Below are 18,376 nucleotides of genomic sequence, written 5' to 3'. Positions count from 1 at the left end.
GAAAGCATGTTCTTTTTGTCCTCATATAAATTGATTGGTATTTTCATTGTAAGTATAATCTACAAGCTGTAGCTTTTGAATGATATGTGTTTCATCAATCATATATGCTTTGCAGAATTCAGTGAGATTATTAAAATGATCTCGTAATTGTGTGTTCGTAAAACTTAGTAGCATGATTGGGTCTTGTGGAATTGTATGTGTCATGATTTTCCTCGTTTCTGAAATGCTGTCTCTATAATTTCATAGTTATGTATTTAGATTTTAATTTAAATCATATTATATCAGTCTAAAAAACACGTGTCAATCAACTATAATAATTAATATCCAATTTGCTGCATATAATTAATTTATAATATAAATCATTGTTTAGAGAGAATTTATATGAAAAAGCGAATATTATGTAAAGTATTATTAATATTAATTATTTGTGGATTATTTGCATGTTCCTATATGGATAATAATAAATATAAAGAAACTGTAAGCAATACGTCAGTAATATATTATGAAAATGTAGTGGCAATTACATTTGATGATGGACCTCGTAGATCTACGACTGTTAGATTATTAGATGGGCTTAAAGAGCTCAATGTAAAAGCCACATTTTTTTTGATGGGGAAGAATATTATTGGAAATGAAGATATAGTTAAACGAATGTATGAAGAAGGACATTTGATTGGGAACCATACATATTCGCATGTAGAATTATGTGATGTTTGTCATGATATGGCGTTAGAAGAAATTGAGTCTACAAATAATTTGATATATGATATTACGGGTTATATGCCCAAATATATTCGTCCTCCATTTGGGTCTTATAGTGATAAACTTCAACTTGAAATTAATATGACACCAGTAATGTGGAGTGTTGATCCAAATGATTGGAACACGACAGATACCTATGGCGTTGTGAAAGCAGTCGTGAGTAAAGTGAAAAGTGGGGATATTATTTTGCTTCATGATTTTTATGATTCTTCTGTAACTGCGGCACTTGAAATAATTGAACAGTTAAAGGCAAAGGGGTATATTTTTGTGACGGTTGATCAGATTATATTGGATTAAGACTCTGGGGGGTGGTGAGTGAATAACAATTTATAATTGTGTATTTGCCTTGCCTTTCCTTCAAACAGCAAAGGGCGCTGTTTTCAGCCGGTCTGCGGTAAATGCACATTATAAATTGTTATTCACCGGTTACGTTTGGATAGGAGTTGGCGTAAAAACAAAATATAAAACCATCAAGACTTAGAACTACTCAAATATAGAACATTAAAATATAGAACATCAAAACATAAATTATTAAAAGATAAAATTACTCAAATATAAAACCTACTAATATAAAACATTTATAAAAAATATAATCTATTTTTTAAAGTTAAATATACAATAAAAGTGCATAAAAAAAGTAAAAAAACAACAAATTATGTAGCACTTTAGCACATAAGTGTGTTAAACTGTATTTGTCTATAATTTGATGGATAAAAGAATTCAAATGTAAAAGAGGTAATCGTTTTGAATGAAGATAAGGTGAAAAAGATATGGAGCGAAGAAGAGTCCATGTCACGTGAACAAATTGAAAAGATACAATTAGCGCGTCTTCAAGAAACTGTTAAGCGTGTCTATGAAAAAGTACCTGCTTATCGCAAGAAGATGGAAGATGTAGGCGTAAAACCTGAGGATATTCAATCATTAAAGGATTTACAAAAACTTCCGTTTGTTACGAAACAGGATATGAGAGATAATTATCCATTTGGACTATTTACGGTTGAAAAGGATGAATTGGTTCGTATTCATGCATCAAGTGGAACAACTGGAAAGCCAACAGTCGTTGGATATACGCAAAAAGATCTTGATGTTTGGACGGAATGTGTATCACGTATTGCCACAATGGGTGGGGCTACTAAAAGTGACGTCGCACAGATTTGTTTCGGATATGGAATGTTTACAGGAGCACTAGGATTACATTATGGGTTAGAGCATATTGGAGCTACAATAGTTCCATCATCTACAGGAAACACTGAAAAGCAGATTATGTATATGAAGGATTTTGGTACAACCTTATTGGTTGCAACACCTTCTTATGCACTCCGAATAGCAGAAGTTGCATTACATATGGGAGTTGATCCTAAAAAAGATTTGAACATTAAAATTGGACTAGTCGGAAGTGAACTTTTAACCGATGCTATGCGGTTAGAGATGCATAAGTATTGGGGAGAAGATATATTAATAACATCTAACTATGGAATGAGTGAACTTATGGGCCCTGGCGTTTCAGGGGAATGTGAATATCAGTGCGGTATGCATATTAATGAAGATTTCTTTATACCCGAGATTATTAATCCAAAGACAGGTGAAGTTTTACCAATAGGAGAAAAAGGTGAGCTTGTAATTACATGTATATATAAAGAAGCATTACCTTTGATTCGTTATCGTACAAAAGACGTTACAAGACTCATTTATGAACCATGTGAGTGTGGAAGAACAACTTGCCGTATGGAAAATCTAGATGGACGTACAGATGATATGTTAAAGATTCGTGGTGTGAATGTTTTCCCAAGTCAGATCGAAGAAGTATTATTAAGTGTTGACGAAATTGGTCCTCACTATGAGATTATCGTTTCAAGAAAAGATTTCTCGGATAGTTTAGAAATAAGAGTGGAACTTGTAAAAGCAACCGACTCTTACAAAGAATTAGAAGATATCGAAAAGAAAGTAAAAGCAAAATTACGCGTGGTTTTGGGATTAGATGCAAAAATCAAGCTTGAATCACCAAATACGTTACAAAGATTCGAAGGAAAAGCAAAACGAGTTAAAGACTTAAGAAAGGAAGTGTAATCAAGTGGCAGAAAAGAAAATCATGTTGGGCAATGAAGCAATTGCAAGAGGCGCATATGAAGCAGGAGTAAAAGTTTCAGCAGCATATCCTGGAACACCAAGTACAGAAATTAGCGAAAATATTGTAAAATATAAAGAGATTTATGCAGAATGGTCACCAAATGAAAAAGTAGCAATGGAGGTTGCAATTGGCGCATCCATAAGTGGTGTAAGAGCAATGGCTTCAATGAAGCATGTTGGCGTTAATGTAGCTAGTGATCCATTGTTTACGGTATCTTATATTGGCGCAAATGGCGGATTGGTTTTAGTAGCAGCTGATGATCCAGGCTTATATAGTTCTCAAAATGAACAGGATACAAGATGTGTAGCAAGAGCAGCACTTGTTCCAGTTTTAGAACCATCGGATAGTCAAGAAGCGAAGGATTTCGTTAAATTCGCATTTGAAATCAGTGAACAATATGATACCCCAGTAATCGTAAGAACAACGACACGTCTTTCACATTCACAAAGTCCAGTAATATTAGAAGAAAGAATAGAAGTGGAAGACAAACCATATGAAAGAAATATAAGAAAAAATGTTATGATGCCAGGTAATGCAATAGGGCGTCATATCCATGTTGAAAATCGTATGAATCAGCTAGAAGTTGATGGCTGTACATTTCCAATTAACAAAGTGGAATACAACGATACAAAAATCGGATTTATTACAGCAGGTATTGAATATCATTATATCAAAGAAGTCTGTCCAGATGCTTCCGTATTAAAACTTGGAATTGTAAATCCATTACCAAGAAAGCTTATTGAAGAATTTGCATCTAAAGTAGATACTCTTTACATATTTGAAGAATTGGAGCCAGTCATTGAAGAACAGGTAAAATCTTGGGGAATCAAGGCGATTGGCAAAGAAATATTTACTCGTCAGGGAGAATATAGTGCGAACTTGCTTCGTAAGGCTGTATTAAAACAAGACTTAGATTTAACACCACAAGCTCAGGTTCCAGCGCGTCCACCAATTCTTTGCCCTGGATGTCCTCACAGAAGTGTATTTTCAGTGCTGAAAAAGCTGAAAATTCATGCAGCTGGTGATATTGGATGTTATACATTAGGAGCAGTTGCACCTCTAGATGTAATTGATACGACAGTGTGTATGGGAGCGAGTATCTCTACACTTCATGGTATGGAAAAAGCAAAAGGAAAAGAGTATATTAAGAATTGGGTCGCAGTAATTGGTGACTCAACATTTATGCATACAGGTATTAACTCTTTAATGAATATGGTATATAATAATGGTACAGGAACAGTTGTAATTTTGGATAATTCAATCACTGCGATGACAGGCCATCAAGATAATGCATCAACGGGCAAGACTCTTCAAGGAGAAGTAGCAAATGCAATTGACATTGCAACATTGTGTAAGGCAATCAATATCAAAAATGTAATAGAGATAGATGCATTTGACTTAGTTGGATTAGAAAGAATCTTGAAAGAAGAAGTAGCAAAAGATGAGATTTCAGTAATTATTACGAAATCCCCTTGTGTGCTTATAAAAGGAATCAAGTTCCCTAACGTATGCAAACCAATTTCAGGAAAATGTAAGAAGTGTGGTATGTGCTTAAAACCTGGCTGCCCAGCACTTACAAAGAATGAAGATGGTACAATTGCAATTGATGAGATGATGTGTAATGGTTGTGGACTTTGTAAACAATTATGCAAGTTCGATGCAATTGATTGTATAGAAAGGGGCAAGAATTAAATATGAAAACGAAGAATATTATGATAGTCGGCGTAGGCGGACAAGGAACATTGCTCACAAGCAGAATTTTAGGTGGTATTACGCAAGATGCAGGATATGATGTTAAGTTATCAGAAGTTCATGGAATGGCGCAAAGAGGCGGTAGTGTAGTTACTTTCGTGCGTTATGGTGATTCTGTTTCGGAGCCAATTGTAGAAGCAGGACAAGCAGATGTGTTGATTGCATTTGAAAGATTAGAAGCACTGCGTTATAGCCATTTTCTTAAAAAACACGGTGTAATCGTTGTGAATGACCTATGTATTGAGCCTATTACTGTTGTTACTGGAGCATTTGAGTATCCTAAAAATATTATCGAACAATTAAAAGAAAAATATAAGGTTTATTCTGTTGATGCAATGTCGGAAGCGAAGAAACTTGGTAATTCAAAGACATTTAATATCATTGTACTTGGAATTGCAGCTCAGCATATGGATTTTAGTCAAGAAGCTTGGTTAGATGTGATTGGTAAAACGGTCCCTCCTAAGACGGTTGATATTAATAAAAAAGCGTTCTTGCTAGGATATAATAGCAGATAGTGTTATAATTAATGATATTTTAAGTACACTTAATATTTAACATTTAATAAATAGGAGAAATATCATTAAGAATATTTGACTAGTAAGAGAAAATTTTTGGATTTTAATTATAAATAGGAGGATTTACTGATGATCTGGAATGAAGCAAAAGAATGCATGAGCCGTGACGAACTTGCTAATTTGCAAAGCAAACGCTTGGTAAAAACTGTTAACAGAGTTTATCATAATGTTGAATATTATCGCAAAAAGATGCAAGAAGCTGGTGTTGAACCTGGTGATATTAATGGAATTGAAGATCTTTACAAACTTCCATATACCACTAAGAATGATTTGAGAGATACCTATCCATTTGGATTATTTGCATCTCCAATGTCTGATATTGTAAGAACACATGCATCGAGTGGAACCACTGGGAAAGCTACGGTTGTAGGGTATACAAGAAGAGATATCGAAATCTGGAGTGAATGTGTTACAAGAGCACTGACACAGGCGGGAATTACAAAAGATGACATCATTCAAATCGCATACGGATATGGATTGTTTACTGGTGGACTTGGAGCTCATTATGGAGCTGAAAACCTTGGTGCAACAGTAGTCCCAATGTCAACTGGTAACACAAACAAATTGGTTACAATGATGAAGGATTTTGATGTTACAGCAATTGCTTGTACTCCTTCTTATTTATTACATATAGCAGAAGTTTTAGAAGAAAGTGGAGATATTCCAAATATCAAATTAAAAGCTGCAATATGTGGTGCGGAGCCTTGGACAGAGAATATGCGTATTCAGATTGAAAATAAACTTCATATCAATGCATTTGATATCTATGGTTTATCAGAGATAATGGGACCGGGAGTTGCATGTGATTGCCAATTTCATAAAGGACTTCATGTATATGAAGATCATTTTCTTCCAGAAATCATTGATCCTAATACTTTGCAGCCAATTCCGGAAGGCGAGACTGGTGAATTAGTATTTACAACATTAACAAAAGAGGGACTTCCATTACTTAGATACAGAACGAAGGACCTTACAAGCATTGACTACAGCAAATGTGAATGTGGAAGAACAATCGCAAGAATTAGTAGATTCAAAGGACGTTCAGATGATATGCTTATTATTCGTGGAGTGAATGTATTCCCATCACAAGTTGAGTCTGCATTATTAGATTTGAGTGAAACGACTCCACATTATATGATGATTGTAGATCGTCATAATAATCTGGATACGTTAGAAATACAAGTTGAGGTAGAGGAACGTTTCTTCTCAGATGAGATTCGTGAGCTAGAAAACCTCACTAAAAAGATAGCTCATGTTATTCAAAATGCGATAGGATTAGCCGCAAAGATCAAGCTTGTTGAACCTAAAACTTTGGAAAGAAGTATGGGAAAAGCAGTACATGTTATTGATAATCGGAAACTTGTATAAGTAATAAAGCTATGTATTCAGAAACAACTGTTTTGAACTATTTTGCTTTGTAAATTGGATAATGGAGCTAGTAGGTTCTTATTATCTAGAACAATATTATTAGGAGGAAAAAGAGTATGTTAATTAAACAATTGTCAGTATTTATTGAAAACAGAGAAGGCCGTCTGGAAAAAGTATTAGACACATTAAAAAAGAGTGACATTAATATTATATCTCTAAGTCTTGCAGATACTGCAGATTATGGGCTATTAAGACTTATCGTATCCAATCCAGAACTAGGAAAAGAAACTTTAAGAAAAAATGGTTTTTCTGCAATGCTCACAGACGTAATGGCAATCAAATTGTCACATCGAGTAGGGAAGCTTCAAGAATTACTTGTTGTAATTTGCAAAGCATCTATTAATATTGAATATATGTATGCGCTATCTACAGGTAAGGATGATGCATCTATCATTCTTAAGACCTCAGATGTAGATAAGGCAGTAGAGTTATTAGAAGCTGAAGGTGTTGAAATAATTAGATCTGCGGATATCGCAATGTTGTAAGGTAGGATACGTTAATGATAATTGATTTTCATACACATATTTTCCCTGATAAGTTAGCAGAGAAAACCATTAAAATACTGGAAGCAAAAGGCGGATCAAAAGCATTTACCAGTGGTACTAGACTTGAATTGGTAAATTCAATGAAGGATGCCTGTATAGATTGTTCTATTATACTTCCAGTTTTGACTAAGCCCGAACAGTTTAAGACAATTAATGAATTTGCAGTCAAATTAAATGAAAAATATGATGGCATTAACGATGTTAAATTAATTTCATTTGGAGGAATCCATCCGGATTCCTCTAACTACAAATATGAATTAAGAGAAATAGCGAATATGGGTTTAAAAGGGATAAAGTTACATCCTGATTATCAGGAAACAATGTTTGATGATATTAAGTATATGCACATAATAGACTATGCATCGGAATTAGGGCTTATAATAATTGCTCATGCAGGTCTAGATATTGGTTATCCAAATCATGTTCATTGCACACCACAAGCAGCGCGTAAAGTGATTGATGAAGTTGCTCCAGAAAAATTAGTATTGGCGCATTTGGGCGGATACAAGCGTTGGGATGATGTTGAAGAATATCTAGTAGGCCAAAATGTATATCTTGATACCGCATTTATTTACAATGCAATTACAAGGGAACAGTTTTTAAGAATACTTAAGAATCACGGGGAAAGTAAAGTCCTATATGCAACAGACAGTCCCTGGAGTGGACATAAAGAATCAATTGAGTGGTTTGATAATATGAAACTTTCAAATGAGACACTAGACAAAATATTATATAAGAATGCTTTAGAGTTATTAAAGATATAAAGATAATAGTATCTTAAGATATTAATAAGTGCAGACAATAATATCTTAAGAATATCGTTATATAGTTAATAATTCAGGAAAGATTGTGCCTTGACGCTTTAGCACTTTAAAGTTTTAAAAGCTAAAGCTTTAAAGTGATAAAATATATATGAAATTAAAAATTAATTTTGGGAGGATTTAAAAGTGGCGGTAAAAATTTTATTGGTAATTATCTTTTTTGTTATAATGATTGGTGTTGGTTGGTATTCAAGAAAACATACCACAAGTGTAAATGATTTTGTATTAGGTGGAAGAGGCGTTGGCCCTTGGCTTACGGCATTTGCTTATGGAACGACTTATTTTTCGGCAGTCGTATTTGTTGGATATGCAGGACAATTTGGCTTTAAATATGGAATTGCAGCAACTTGGATAGGTATTGGAAATGCAATGATTGGCTCTCTTCTTGCATGGGTGATTCTTGGACGAAGAACACGAATTATGAGTAAGTATTTTGATTCAAAGACAATGCCGGATTACTTTGGCAAGAGATATAAAAGCAATAAACTTCGAATTGCGGCGTCAATGATAGCATTTGTATTTTTAATTCCATATACAGCATCAGTATATAATGGACTTTCAAGATTATTTGGAATGGCATTTGACATACCTTTTAAATATTGTGTAATTGCGATGGCTGTACTTACTGGCATATACATAGTACTTGGTGGTTATATGGCTACTGCAATTAATGATTTTATTCAAGGAATTGTAATGCTTTTTGGCATCGTAGCTGTTATTGCAGCTGTTTTGATTGGTAAAGGCGGATTTATGAGCGCAATACATCAATTGGCAGATGTGCCAAGTACTGTACAAAACGGTGCATATGCATCATTTTTTGGACCTGATCCTGTTAATCTGTTTGGTGTCATCGTTCTTACTTCGCTTGGAACATGGGGACTACCACAGATGATTCATAAGTTCTATACGATTAAAGATGAGAAATCAATTAAAACTGGTACAATTATTTCTACTGTATTTGCATTGATTATTTCTGGGGGTTGTTATTTCCTCGGAGGCTTTGGAAGACTATTTGACAGTCCAGCAATTCATAATGCTAATGGAACCGTTATATTTGATGCAATTATTCCATCAATGTTATCAACACTTCCAGATATTATTGTCGGTATCGTTATAGTACTTGTTTTATCAGCATCAATGTCAACTTTGTCAGCACTCGTGCTTACTTCTAGTTCAACATTGACGCTTGATTTCCTAAAAGATAATTTTATTAAGAATATGAGTGAGAAAAAACAGTTGCTCTATATGAGAATATTATTGATATTTTTCATTGTAGTATCAGTTGTAATAGCATTAGATCCACCAACATTTATTGCACAGTTAATGGGTATATCATGGGGGGCTTTAGCTGGCTCGTTCCTGGCGCCATTTATCTATGGATTATATTGGAAAGGTGTTACAAAATATTCTGTCTGGGCATGCTTTGCCTGTGGTGTAGGTGTAACTGTATCAAATATATACTTGAAATTCATTGCATCTCCAATCAATGCTGGGGCAATGGTAATGGTTGCCGGTTTGGTTATTGTTCCAGTTGTAAGCTTACTTACTCCTAAGATGAAACAGCAAGATGTTGAAGAAATATTTGAATGCTATGAAGAAAAAGTGGTTGTGGAGCTTAAGGAATCTTTGGCGGATGAAGAGCTTAATTAAATAGAAGTAAATTAAATTAAATTGAATTGGATTGGCTAAGACGTACAAAAACACATGAATATGTCCTCGTATTCGCTATTGCCTCTACAACCATATGAGATTATCTGCATTCGGTTTGACACTAAAAGATGTGTCAACCGCCTTCAGATAATCTCATATGGTTGTAATGGCAAATGCGGACAGTAGAGGACATATTCATGTGTTTTTTGCTTTTTTTGAGACGATTTTATTAAATTCAATTAAATATGGAGCGTGAGCGAAAAATTTACTTATGGTAATAGGACTTATCATTCTGAAATAATATTTTTCATTAACACATGTATTACAATATGTATAATAATAGTTCTTTCTAATTGAGCATTACTTCCGTCCAAGTAACCATAAAATATTGACATTTAATGCATCGGCAATAGCCACTAATTCAATATCTGAAACAGGGCGTCTAAATGATTCGATTTTTGAAATTGAGGTACTATCCATGTAGATTCCTCGGATTGCTAACCTAGCTATTAAATCAATCTGAGAAATTTTAGGGTTACATTTTCGGCGTGCTTCACGAACTTTTTCACCTATTAGATTTTTCATACAAGTCACCACCTTACTATATTATTTTTATTTATATCTTTTTGTTAATACTACTTGATTATATGACAAGTATAGTGTTATAATTTGCTCCACGAGCAAGTTTTGGGCGCGATATTATTAGTGATTTAGTTAATATTACAATAAAATTCTAAATCTATTTATATTAGCGGAAACACGAACTTGTTAGTAAAAAGTATTTTAACAAAGGAGGAAGTAAAGTTGAAAATAGCTTTAAAAGAAATGCTTAATGTTAAGACATTAACGCAATTGTTAAATGATTTTTATGGAAGTTTTAAAATTTCAATATTAATTGAAGATATAAATGGAGAAGTGATTGCTTTAGCAGATGAATATACTAATTCGGATATAATTATTACAAGTAATACATCAACTAAAATACCGCTGTATATTAATAATATCACTGTCGCAAATATTGTATATAAGAAATTCATGGAAAATGAATTAAACGATGAAGATATAAATTATATAATTAACAATCTTGTCAACTTAATAAATGGATTTATTAAAAACTACAAAGTACAAATAAAGATGACAAATCAAGTTAATAAATACACAGAATTTATATCTTTTATAACACAAGGGATTATCATTTTAAAAGCATTGGGTGATCGTATACATATTGATACGGATTATTATATTGTTGAAGTAAATGACGCTTTCGAAATATTGACAAGTGTTAAAAAAGAGGTATTACTTGGTGAAAAACTATCAAATGTTGAAAGCAAATTAAATAAATCTAGCAATTCCATTAAAATGATAATTAATTGTGGAGTAAAGAAAACTTTCGAATATTATTGCAAAGGAAATAATAAATTATTAGATTTTCAGATATGCAATATAAGTGAAGATGAGGTTGCTATTATAATATCAGATGTAACAAAAAAATATGAAGATAAATTGCATTTAAATTATAAACATATTATGGAAACCGTTATAGCAATTGGAAATATAGTTGAAAAAAGGGACTTATACACATCAAGACATCAAAAGAAAGTAGCATATTTGGCTTCTGAAATTGCTAAAGAGATTGGATTGTCTAAAGAACAAGTTGAAAGTATTTATATATCGGGCCTCCTACATGATATTGGTAAAATGGGAATACCGTCAGAAATTTTAACAAAGCCAGATAAATTATCAGATTTAGAATTCGAAATTATTAAATCACATGTAAATATTGCATATGATATTTTGTCTAAAATAGAGTTTCCATGGCCCGTGTCTAAGATCGTTTTGCAACATCACGAAAAATTGAATGGAATGGGTTATCCTAATGGATTAAAGGATGAGGAAATATTATTAGAAGCAAAGATATTATCTGTTGCCGATGTGGTAGACGCGATTACTTCTCATAGGCCTTATAGACCGTCTTTAGGAATGGCATATGCGTTAAAGGAAATTACAAATTACTCGGGTGTGTATTACGAACCAAAGGTAGTAGAAGCATTTGTTAGAGTTTGTTCAAAGGATAACTGGGATGTAATGGAAAACGATGCTTACATAGATGCCACAATAAATATATTCAAAACAACAAATACAAAGGAGAATTAAACATGACGATTAAGAAAAAACTGATTTTATCATTTACATTTTTATTATTATTACTAGCAGGATTAGGGATTACATCGATTATTTCATTAAAGACTGTCGATAATACGTCTACAGTTATCGATAGTGAAATAATACCACAAATTAACCGCGTTCAAACTTTGAATTTTGAAGTGGCGAGGATAAGATCACATGAATTTCAACATATAATACTTACCGATGCGGCAAGTATGGATGATCTTGAAAAAAGAATTAATGATTTACAGTCTAGTATAGAGACTCTCATAAAAGAATACCAAGAATATGATAATAATGAGTACATAAAAATCATAGATACTAATTGGAGTATATATATGACTGAACACAAGAAAATAATCCAAGCAAGTAGGCAGATGGATACACAAGGTGCTTTGACTCTTGTAAAAGGAGACAGTAAAGTGGCATATGACAAAATTACTAATGCAATAACAGTTCTTGTTGATGCAAGCAAAAGTGATTCAGCAGCAGTTAGCGCAAAAGGTGATAGTACCTATTCTTCAGTGAGAAATATAATCGTTTTAATTATAATAATAGGAATAATAACTGGAACAATATTGGAATTGTACATTATTCACAGTATAACTACCCCAATAAGAAAGATGAAATTACGATTGCTTGATCTCGTTCAAAAGGGTGGGGATTTAACACATAAAATTGATATTAAATCCAAGGATGAAATTGGAGAACTAGCAGCGGCAGTGAACCAATTTATAGCAAATATAAGAACTATTATTATTGAGGTTAACCAATGTACAGAGGGTGTAGAGAATGCAGTCTTGAGCGTAGTGGATTATATGAAAGATCTCAGTTCAAATGTTGAACAATCATCAGCTACAATACAAGAACTATCTGCTGGTATGGAAGAGACTGCCGCAGCAGCAGAAGAGGTGAATTCATCATCAGTAGAAATCGAGAATGCAACAGTGTCTATGGCAGATAGAGCACAAAAGGGAGCTATTTCTGCAAATGAGATTAGTAACAGAGCCGATGAATTAATGCAAAGTGCAATCAATTCACAAAAAGTATCAAAAAAGGTTTACGAAAATACAAAGACTAATCTTGAAACGGCTTTAGAAAAATCAAAGGCTATTGAAAAGATAAGTGTACTTTCAGATACAATATTGGGGATTTCTACACAGACAAATCTTTTGGCGTTAAATGCAGCAATAGAAGCAGCAAGAGCAGGTGAGGCAGGTAAAGGATTTGCAGTTGTTGCAGATGAAATTAGAAATCTTGCAGAAAGTTCAAAAAATACAGTTAGTGAAATCCAGAAGGTTACGGCAGAAGTTTTAACTTCGGTAAATGACTTGTCTAGTAGCTCTAGAACAATTATGGAATTTTTTGATACCACAGTATTAAAAGATTATGATGAAATGGTAAATACAGGGGAAGCTTATGGGAATGATGGTAAATTTGTTGATGATCTGGTAAATGATTTTAGTTCAACAGCCGAAGAATTAACTGCAACAATCGAAGGTATTATGAAGGCAATGAGTGAAGTTGCAACAACTGTAAATGAAGGCGCAATGGGAACACAGGAAATTGCTGAAAAAATATCCGAAATTGTCACAATGGTAGAACAGGTGAAAAATGAAACAGATATTAGTTTGAAAAACTCAAAATTATTAAAAAAAGCAGTGAATAAGTTTACTGTGTAATCAGATACATTAGTAAGAAATTGAGCTAGTAAAAATATAGATCAATTATTGCAAAAGAGAAAACTTGCAAAAAAGATGTGGAAAAATAACTCCACATATTTTTTGTATTTTTCTATAATAACATTAAATAAAAAAACATATTTACGAAGGATTATTATTCGTGTTTTTCATAATAACAATTCATAATGATCATTAAAATCAATAATATTACAATTACTGCGCATAAGGTCATTGCAGATATTAGAAAAACAAAAAACTTCGTAAATCCATAAAGTAAAATCAAAATCATTACGATAGAGAAAAAAAGCCAATTTGCTATCTGCAAAGTTTTATGACCACTTTTCATAGTCACAAAACTGTCTCTTTCATCAACGCTTTCGTTGATTTCTTCTTCAAGCCCTTTTACTGAGAAACTATAAACAAAACTAATCAAACTAAATATGATTAGCAAAATAGCAGATATAAGATACCTAATGCTAAATCCATTAACAATTAACACACCTAAACAAATTAATGATAAAACTACACATAAAATTCCTGTAATAAAATGTCTTATACTTTTAATTTTCATTTTCATTATCCTCCTGATTTTTATTTGACGCTAGACAATACAATTCCTCGATGTTTGTATTAAATATTAGTGCTATACGATACGCCAACATAATGGATGGATTATATTGACCACGTTCCAATGAAATAATAGTACGAGAAGATACTTTTACTATATCGGCTAATTGTTGTTGCGTCATATTAGCACTTGTGCGAAATTCTTTTACTCTGTTTTTCAATATATCACCCTCCTAGTATAATAATATAATGTGAAGTGCACTTCACGTGAAGCAGACTTCATATTATAACGTTTTTAAGTAATTGTCAAGTAGTATAAATATAAAATATATTATTTATCGCAAATCATATAGCATAATTAATCGCAAATCTGGATTGACACACCAATGGTCGAATAGTATAATCGAAAAATACAATTTATGGAAAACGGAACAAAAGGGGAATTAGTTATGGAAAGAAAACAGAGTGAGAATGAAAAAAAAGTAAAAAAGCGAGAGAGAATATTTTTGAATATTTCACTAAAATATTGGTATTGGTTTGTTTTTGGAATGGTTGCGGCCTACGTTCTAATCGGAGTAACCGTTAAGGGAACGGATATGATTTCTAAGGCAATTGATCAGATGATAGGGGGCACAAGGGTTGATATTTTAAAGCTACTTCCAGCACTGGGACTGATTATTGTAATTGGTACGATTGCATCTTTTGTAAGAACCTATTTTACTGGGAAATTTAGCATTTGTATTCAAAAGGACTTTAAGGTAAAGGCAATTGATAAACTTGTGAAGTTAGAGTACCGGTATTTTGATGAAGAAGGCTCTGGCGGAATTATTACAAAGCTAATTTCCGATATTCAACAGGCACAAACATTTTTTGCATTTACGATTCCAGAATTTTTCACTTCAGTAATTACAATCGTGACAGTTCTCGTTTATATTATCTTACTTAATTTTAAGCTGGCGGCTGCAATTTTACTTTGTTATCCGGTCGTATTTATATTTTCTGATTATATAGGGAAGATTCTTGAAAAAATGGCAAAAAGTCGCCGTGGTAAAGTGGACGTTATGACAGAAATTGCAAATGATAGTATGGCAGGAATTGTTGTAGTCAGAAGCTATAATTTATTTGAAGAGATGAGGAATAGACTCAATAAATCAATTGATGCGATTATGACAAATGAATATTCCAGAGCTCGAATTAACCAGATATCCTACATATTCCAAAATGTAATCTTTTGGATTCCTAATATTATTTGTCCAACAGTTGCACTTTTCATGATTTATAAGGGCGAATTAACCATCGGCGAAATGACTTCCTATGTGGTGCTTATGAATAGAATCATTGGCAATATGCGAGAAATGCCATACATATTGAATGAAGGCAGGGAAGTGCTAGTTTCCATTGAAAGATTGGAAGATATTATTAATTCAACAGAAGAATCCAGTGGGACATTTACGGTAAAAGATATTTCCTCAGATAGCAATTATAAAGAAAACGATTACACAGAAAATAATTACACACAAAACGATTACAAAGAAAACGATTACATAGAAAATGACTTAACGAAAACGGGATCGACCAGAACCGATAAAGATAGAATTAACAACATAATCGAAGTGGAGGACATTACATTTTCATATGATGGAAATGGAGATAGAAACATCTTTGAGGACATGAGTTTTTCCATCGAAAAGGGAAAGACCACAGCGATTGTTGGAGGTTCAGGAGAAGGAAAGACCACAATATTTAAAATACTTTGCGGCTTTTATAGTCAGCAGGCTGGGAAGTATCGCCTGTACGGCGTTGATTTTGAACAATGGGATATTCATGAGGCAAGAGGCCAATTTGCGCTTGTTTCACAAAGTGTATTTCTTTTCCCTGGAACGATTGCAGAAAATGTGGCATACGGTAAGAAGGGTGCCACATTTGAAGAAATTGTAAATGCATGCAAAATGGCAAATATCCATGAATTCATTGAAAAACTTCCGCTGGGATATGAGACAACGACAGGAGAAAGAGGCGTTAAGCTGTCTGGTGGAGAATGCCAGCGAGTTTCCATTGCAAGAGCAATTCTTAAAAATGCACCGATTCTTCTAATGGATGAACCGACATCTTCAGTAGATGTTGGAACGGAACGATTAATTCAAGAGGCTATTAATAATGTTTCCAAGGAAAGAACCGTCGTCATCATAGCCCATAGACTTTCTACGATACAAAACGCAGATAGAATCTTAGTTTTTCACAAGGGAAAGCTTGCGGAGACTGGCTCACATGATGACTTACTAAAGCAAAATGGTAAGTATGCTGATCTTTACAACAATGAGCTTTCGACTAAAATGGATGATGAGAAAATAGTAGATGAGGAAATAGATTGCTTTGAATCGGATGCTTGTCTAAGTAAGGAGGCTCTAAAAGATGAAAAATAAAAACAAAGTGTTTTTTAGATACCTGCGACTTTTAGGAAAGCGACTCCCCTTGTTTTTGTGTGGAATGTTACTTACAACAGTGGGGAGTAGCTCATTTGAAGTAGTATTGTCAATGTTTATCAAAGACATCTTTAATCTGGCAGAAACTGGGGAAGCCAGCAGACTTCCACAAATTATAATTACGAATATTTTGATTGGACTTGTTTGTCTTGTTATTTTTTTTGTATTTGGACTGACCTACAATATTGAGGCAAAAAGAGGAAATGCCAGTGTTCAAAAATTAGTGTTTGATAAAGCACTGCGTTTACCGATGTCCTATTATGAAAATCATCATAGCGGTGATATCGTATCCAAATTGATTTATGATGTGGATATTGCAAGTCAAATCTATACATCTCGACTTAGGAGAGTGACCGCTCCTATTATTTCGGTCATCATATTTTTGGTACCAATGTTTTTGCTTTGCCCACAGGTGACTGCATGTTTGCTGGGGGTTAATATTATTACCCTTGGGATTAATAGCAGATTTGTAAAGCCCATGAAAAGAATTGGTAAGGAAATGTCGGTGAAGAATTCGTCCATGACAGAACGCTTATCAACGATTCTTCAAGGAATGGAAACTGCTAAAATATTTGATGGTAGTGATAAAATGGCAGGTGACTACAAACGTGCAAATGCAGAGTACACAGATGTTGTTACGGAATATAATATGAATTCCTCATGGCTCAGTGCTTTAAATACATTTTTTGATCTGGTTTGTTCTCTTGCATTTTTATGCGTTGGTATCTTGTTTATTGAAAATGGAACGACTTCAGTTGGATCCCTTGCAGCAATTTATACATTATATGGTTTGTTTAGTATGAGCTTTTTAAGGGTGGGACATTATTTCCCAGAACTTATCAATTGTATCGCTAGAGCACAGATTATATTTGACTTTTTGGACGAGGATGAGGAAAGTTTGATAAGCGCCGAAAGCGTAAGTAAATCAAAAGACCTTAGTGAATCGAAAGGTCAAAGTGATTCGAAAGACCTTAATGGTTTTGAAAGTGATAATGGATTCAAAGGGAATCTGGAACGCGAAAGTGTGGAGGAGCAATCCTATATAGAAATAAATAATGTTTCATTTGGATACAGCAAGGATCGAAGAATCTTAGAAGACTTTACGATGAATGTTAAAAAAGGAACTAACGTTGCAGTGACGGGACAATCTGGACGTGGAAAGAGTACTCTCGCAAAATTATTACTCGGATTCTATCCAATTGAAGCTGGTGAAATTCTAATTGGTGGCGAAGAAATCAGTTCCATAGGCTTGAAAAAATTACGCGAAATGATTGCATATGTTCCTCAAACTCCATATTTATTTAATGTTAGCATTAGAGATAATATTAGATTTGGGAAATTGGATGCAACAGAAGAAGAAATTAAAATGGCCGCAAAGGCAGCGAATGCCGATGAGTTCATTATGAAACAACCAGACGGATATGATACGATTACAGGTGAGAGAGGTGGTCGTCTTTCTGGCGGTGAGCGCCAACGTATTGCGGTCGCAAGGGCAATTCTTAAAAATGCACCAATTCTTCTCCTTGATGAGGCAACCTCAGCATTAGACAATGAGTCAGAACAATTGGTTCAGGCAGCACTTGATAATTTACTGAAAAATAGAACAACAATCACTATTGCCCATAAGCCAGCAACCATTGCGGCGGCGGATGTGGAAATTAAAATGATGTAGTTGAAAGAAACAGTTGATTTTTTTCGAAATTTATATTATCATTATTTACATATGAAAAATGTGTTGAAAAAGAAGAGTAAGCATTGCACGTCGCAAGAGATAACCGTTCATGGGCTGGAAGACGGTTTTGACAGATGGGTGCTGA

General features: G+C 33.7%; 16 protein-coding genes and 1 other annotated feature (1 of these 17 cut by a window edge). Of the genes, 12 read left to right on the top strand and 4 right to left on the bottom strand.

All coding sequences use genetic code 11. The features are described from left to right. Positions 1–21 precede the first annotated feature (21 nt). Complete coding sequence (locus BMY18_RS13305) at positions 22–204, bottom strand: DUF4250 domain-containing protein (protein WP_092454833.1); 183 nt, start codon at positions 202–204, stop codon at positions 22–24. A gap of 177 nt (positions 205–381) precedes the next feature. Here BMY18_RS13305 and BMY18_RS13300 point away from each other — a divergent pair, with 177 nt between their 5' ends. From BMY18_RS13300 to BMY18_RS13265, 8 genes are all read left to right on the top strand, one after another. Then, positions 382–1,059 (top strand): polysaccharide deacetylase family protein, encoded by a 678-nt coding sequence (locus BMY18_RS13300; protein ID WP_092454831.1) that lies wholly within the window; start codon positions 382–384, stop codon positions 1,057–1,059. Between the two features lie 492 nt (positions 1,060–1,551). After that, positions 1,552–2,829, top strand: coding sequence for a phenylacetate--CoA ligase family protein (locus BMY18_RS13295; protein WP_092454960.1), 1,278 nt, complete (start codon positions 1,552–1,554; stop codon positions 2,827–2,829). Between the two features lie 4 nt (positions 2,830–2,833). Continuing rightward, positions 2,834–4,582 carry an indolepyruvate ferredoxin oxidoreductase subunit alpha gene (iorA, locus tag BMY18_RS13290; protein WP_092454829.1) on the top strand — a complete coding sequence of 583 codons (1,749 nt, stop codon included), beginning with the start codon at positions 2,834–2,836 and terminating at the stop codon, positions 4,580–4,582. Positions 4,583–4,584: 2 nt separating this feature from the next. Then, positions 4,585–5,157, top strand: coding sequence for an indolepyruvate oxidoreductase subunit beta (locus tag BMY18_RS13285; RefSeq protein WP_092454827.1), 573 nt, complete (start codon positions 4,585–4,587; stop codon positions 5,155–5,157). A gap of 129 nt (positions 5,158–5,286) precedes the next feature. Continuing rightward, positions 5,287–6,585 (top strand): phenylacetate--CoA ligase family protein, encoded by a 1,299-nt coding sequence (locus tag BMY18_RS13280; RefSeq protein ID WP_092454825.1) that lies wholly within the window; start codon positions 5,287–5,289, stop codon positions 6,583–6,585. A gap of 116 nt (positions 6,586–6,701) precedes the next feature. After that, positions 6,702–7,130, top strand: coding sequence for an amino acid-binding protein (locus BMY18_RS13275; protein ID WP_092454823.1), 429 nt, complete (start codon positions 6,702–6,704; stop codon positions 7,128–7,130). Positions 7,131–7,144: 14 nt separating this feature from the next. After that, the gene (locus BMY18_RS13270; protein ID WP_092454821.1) at positions 7,145–7,954 is read left to right on the top strand and encodes an amidohydrolase family protein; all 810 of its coding nucleotides are present in this window, start codon (positions 7,145–7,147) and stop codon (positions 7,952–7,954) included. A 183-nt stretch (positions 7,955–8,137) separates the two neighbouring features. Continuing rightward, the gene (locus BMY18_RS13265) at positions 8,138–9,661 is read left to right on the top strand and encodes a sodium:solute symporter family transporter (RefSeq protein WP_092454819.1); all 1,524 of its coding nucleotides are present in this window, start codon (positions 8,138–8,140) and stop codon (positions 9,659–9,661) included. 360 nt (positions 9,662–10,021) lie between these two features. On the opposite strand, the gene BMY18_RS13260 is transcribed toward BMY18_RS13265, so the two are convergent. Further along, complete coding sequence (locus tag BMY18_RS13260) at positions 10,022–10,246, bottom strand: helix-turn-helix domain-containing protein (protein ID WP_092454817.1); 225 nt, start codon at positions 10,244–10,246, stop codon at positions 10,022–10,024. Between the two features lie 219 nt (positions 10,247–10,465). On the opposite strand from BMY18_RS13260, the gene BMY18_RS13255 reads away from it, so the two are divergent. Both BMY18_RS13255 and BMY18_RS13250 read left to right on the top strand, forming a co-directional pair. Beyond that, positions 10,466–11,815 carry an HD-GYP domain-containing protein gene (locus tag BMY18_RS13255; protein ID WP_092454815.1) on the top strand — a complete coding sequence of 450 codons (1,350 nt, stop codon included), beginning with the start codon at positions 10,466–10,468 and terminating at the stop codon, positions 11,813–11,815. 2 nt (positions 11,816–11,817) lie between these two features. Then, on the top strand, positions 11,818–13,509 hold the full coding sequence (locus BMY18_RS13250; RefSeq protein ID WP_092454812.1) for a methyl-accepting chemotaxis protein: 1,692 nt from the start codon (positions 11,818–11,820) through the stop codon (positions 13,507–13,509). A gap of 154 nt (positions 13,510–13,663) precedes the next feature. Here BMY18_RS13250 and BMY18_RS13245 read toward each other — a convergent pair whose 3' ends face one another. Together BMY18_RS13245 and BMY18_RS13240 are read right to left on the bottom strand one after the other, a co-directional pair. Continuing rightward, complete coding sequence (locus BMY18_RS13245; protein WP_092454810.1) at positions 13,664–14,080, bottom strand: DUF2178 domain-containing protein; 417 nt, start codon at positions 14,078–14,080, stop codon at positions 13,664–13,666. Beyond that, positions 14,070–14,297, bottom strand: coding sequence for a helix-turn-helix transcriptional regulator (locus tag BMY18_RS13240; protein WP_092454808.1), 228 nt, complete (start codon positions 14,295–14,297; stop codon positions 14,070–14,072). Before BMY18_RS13240 ends, BMY18_RS13245 begins: the two co-directional genes overlap by 11 nt. A 228-nt stretch (positions 14,298–14,525) precedes the next feature. Here BMY18_RS13240 and BMY18_RS13235 point away from each other — a divergent pair, with 228 nt between their 5' ends. Further along, positions 14,526–16,499 (top strand): ABC transporter ATP-binding protein, encoded by a 1,974-nt coding sequence (locus tag BMY18_RS13235; protein WP_170841403.1) that lies wholly within the window; start codon positions 14,526–14,528, stop codon positions 16,497–16,499. Beyond that, positions 16,489–18,231, top strand: a complete 1,743-nt coding sequence (locus tag BMY18_RS13230; RefSeq protein WP_092454803.1) for an ABC transporter ATP-binding protein — start codon at positions 16,489–16,491, stop codon at positions 18,229–18,231. The genes BMY18_RS13235 and BMY18_RS13230 overlap by 11 nt, the downstream gene beginning before the upstream one ends. 54 nt (positions 18,232–18,285) lie before the next feature. Further along, positions 18,286–18,376 (top strand) — a binding site (T-box leader); it runs 154 nt beyond the window's last position.

Source organism: [Clostridium] fimetarium, from assembly GCF_900111235.1.
GTDB classification, from domain to species: Bacteria; Bacillota; Clostridia; order Lachnospirales; family Lachnospiraceae; genus Clostridium_N; species Clostridium_N fimetarium.
Note: the sequence above shows the minus strand (reverse complement) of the source record. Positions and strands in the feature narration are given on the sequence as shown.

Excerpts from the sequence above, each read along its gene's own strand:
- BMY18_RS13250 (WP_092454812.1), top strand. The coding sequence starts at position 11,818 with ATGACGATTAAGAAAAAACTGATTTTATCATTTACATTTTTATTATTA.
- BMY18_RS13280 (WP_092454825.1), top strand. The coding sequence starts at position 5,287 with ATGATCTGGAATGAAGCAAAAGAATGCATGAGCCGTGACGAACTTGCT.
- BMY18_RS13235 (WP_170841403.1), top strand. The coding sequence starts at position 14,526 with ATGGAAAGAAAACAGAGTGAGAATGAAAAAAAAGTAAAAAAGCGAGAG.
- BMY18_RS13285 (WP_092454827.1), top strand. The coding sequence starts at position 4,585 with ATGAAAACGAAGAATATTATGATAGTCGGCGTAGGCGGACAAGGAACA.
- BMY18_RS13275 (WP_092454823.1), top strand. The coding sequence starts at position 6,702 with ATGTTAATTAAACAATTGTCAGTATTTATTGAAAACAGAGAAGGCCGT.
- BMY18_RS13300 (WP_092454831.1), top strand. The coding sequence starts at position 382 with ATGAAAAAGCGAATATTATGTAAAGTATTATTAATATTAATTATTTGT.
- BMY18_RS13295 (WP_092454960.1), top strand. The coding sequence starts at position 1,552 with ATGTCACGTGAACAAATTGAAAAGATACAATTAGCGCGTCTTCAAGAA.
- BMY18_RS13260 (WP_092454817.1), bottom strand. The coding sequence starts at position 10,246 with ATGAAAAATCTAATAGGTGAAAAAGTTCGTGAAGCACGCCGAAAATGT.
- BMY18_RS13245 (WP_092454810.1), bottom strand. The coding sequence starts at position 14,080 with ATGAAAATTAAAAGTATAAGACATTTTATTACAGGAATTTTATGTGTA.
- BMY18_RS13270 (WP_092454821.1), top strand. The coding sequence starts at position 7,145 with ATGATAATTGATTTTCATACACATATTTTCCCTGATAAGTTAGCAGAG.
- BMY18_RS13305 (WP_092454833.1), bottom strand. The coding sequence starts at position 204 with ATGACACATACAATTCCACAAGACCCAATCATGCTACTAAGTTTTACG.
- BMY18_RS13230 (WP_092454803.1), top strand. The coding sequence starts at position 16,489 with ATGAAAAATAAAAACAAAGTGTTTTTTAGATACCTGCGACTTTTAGGA.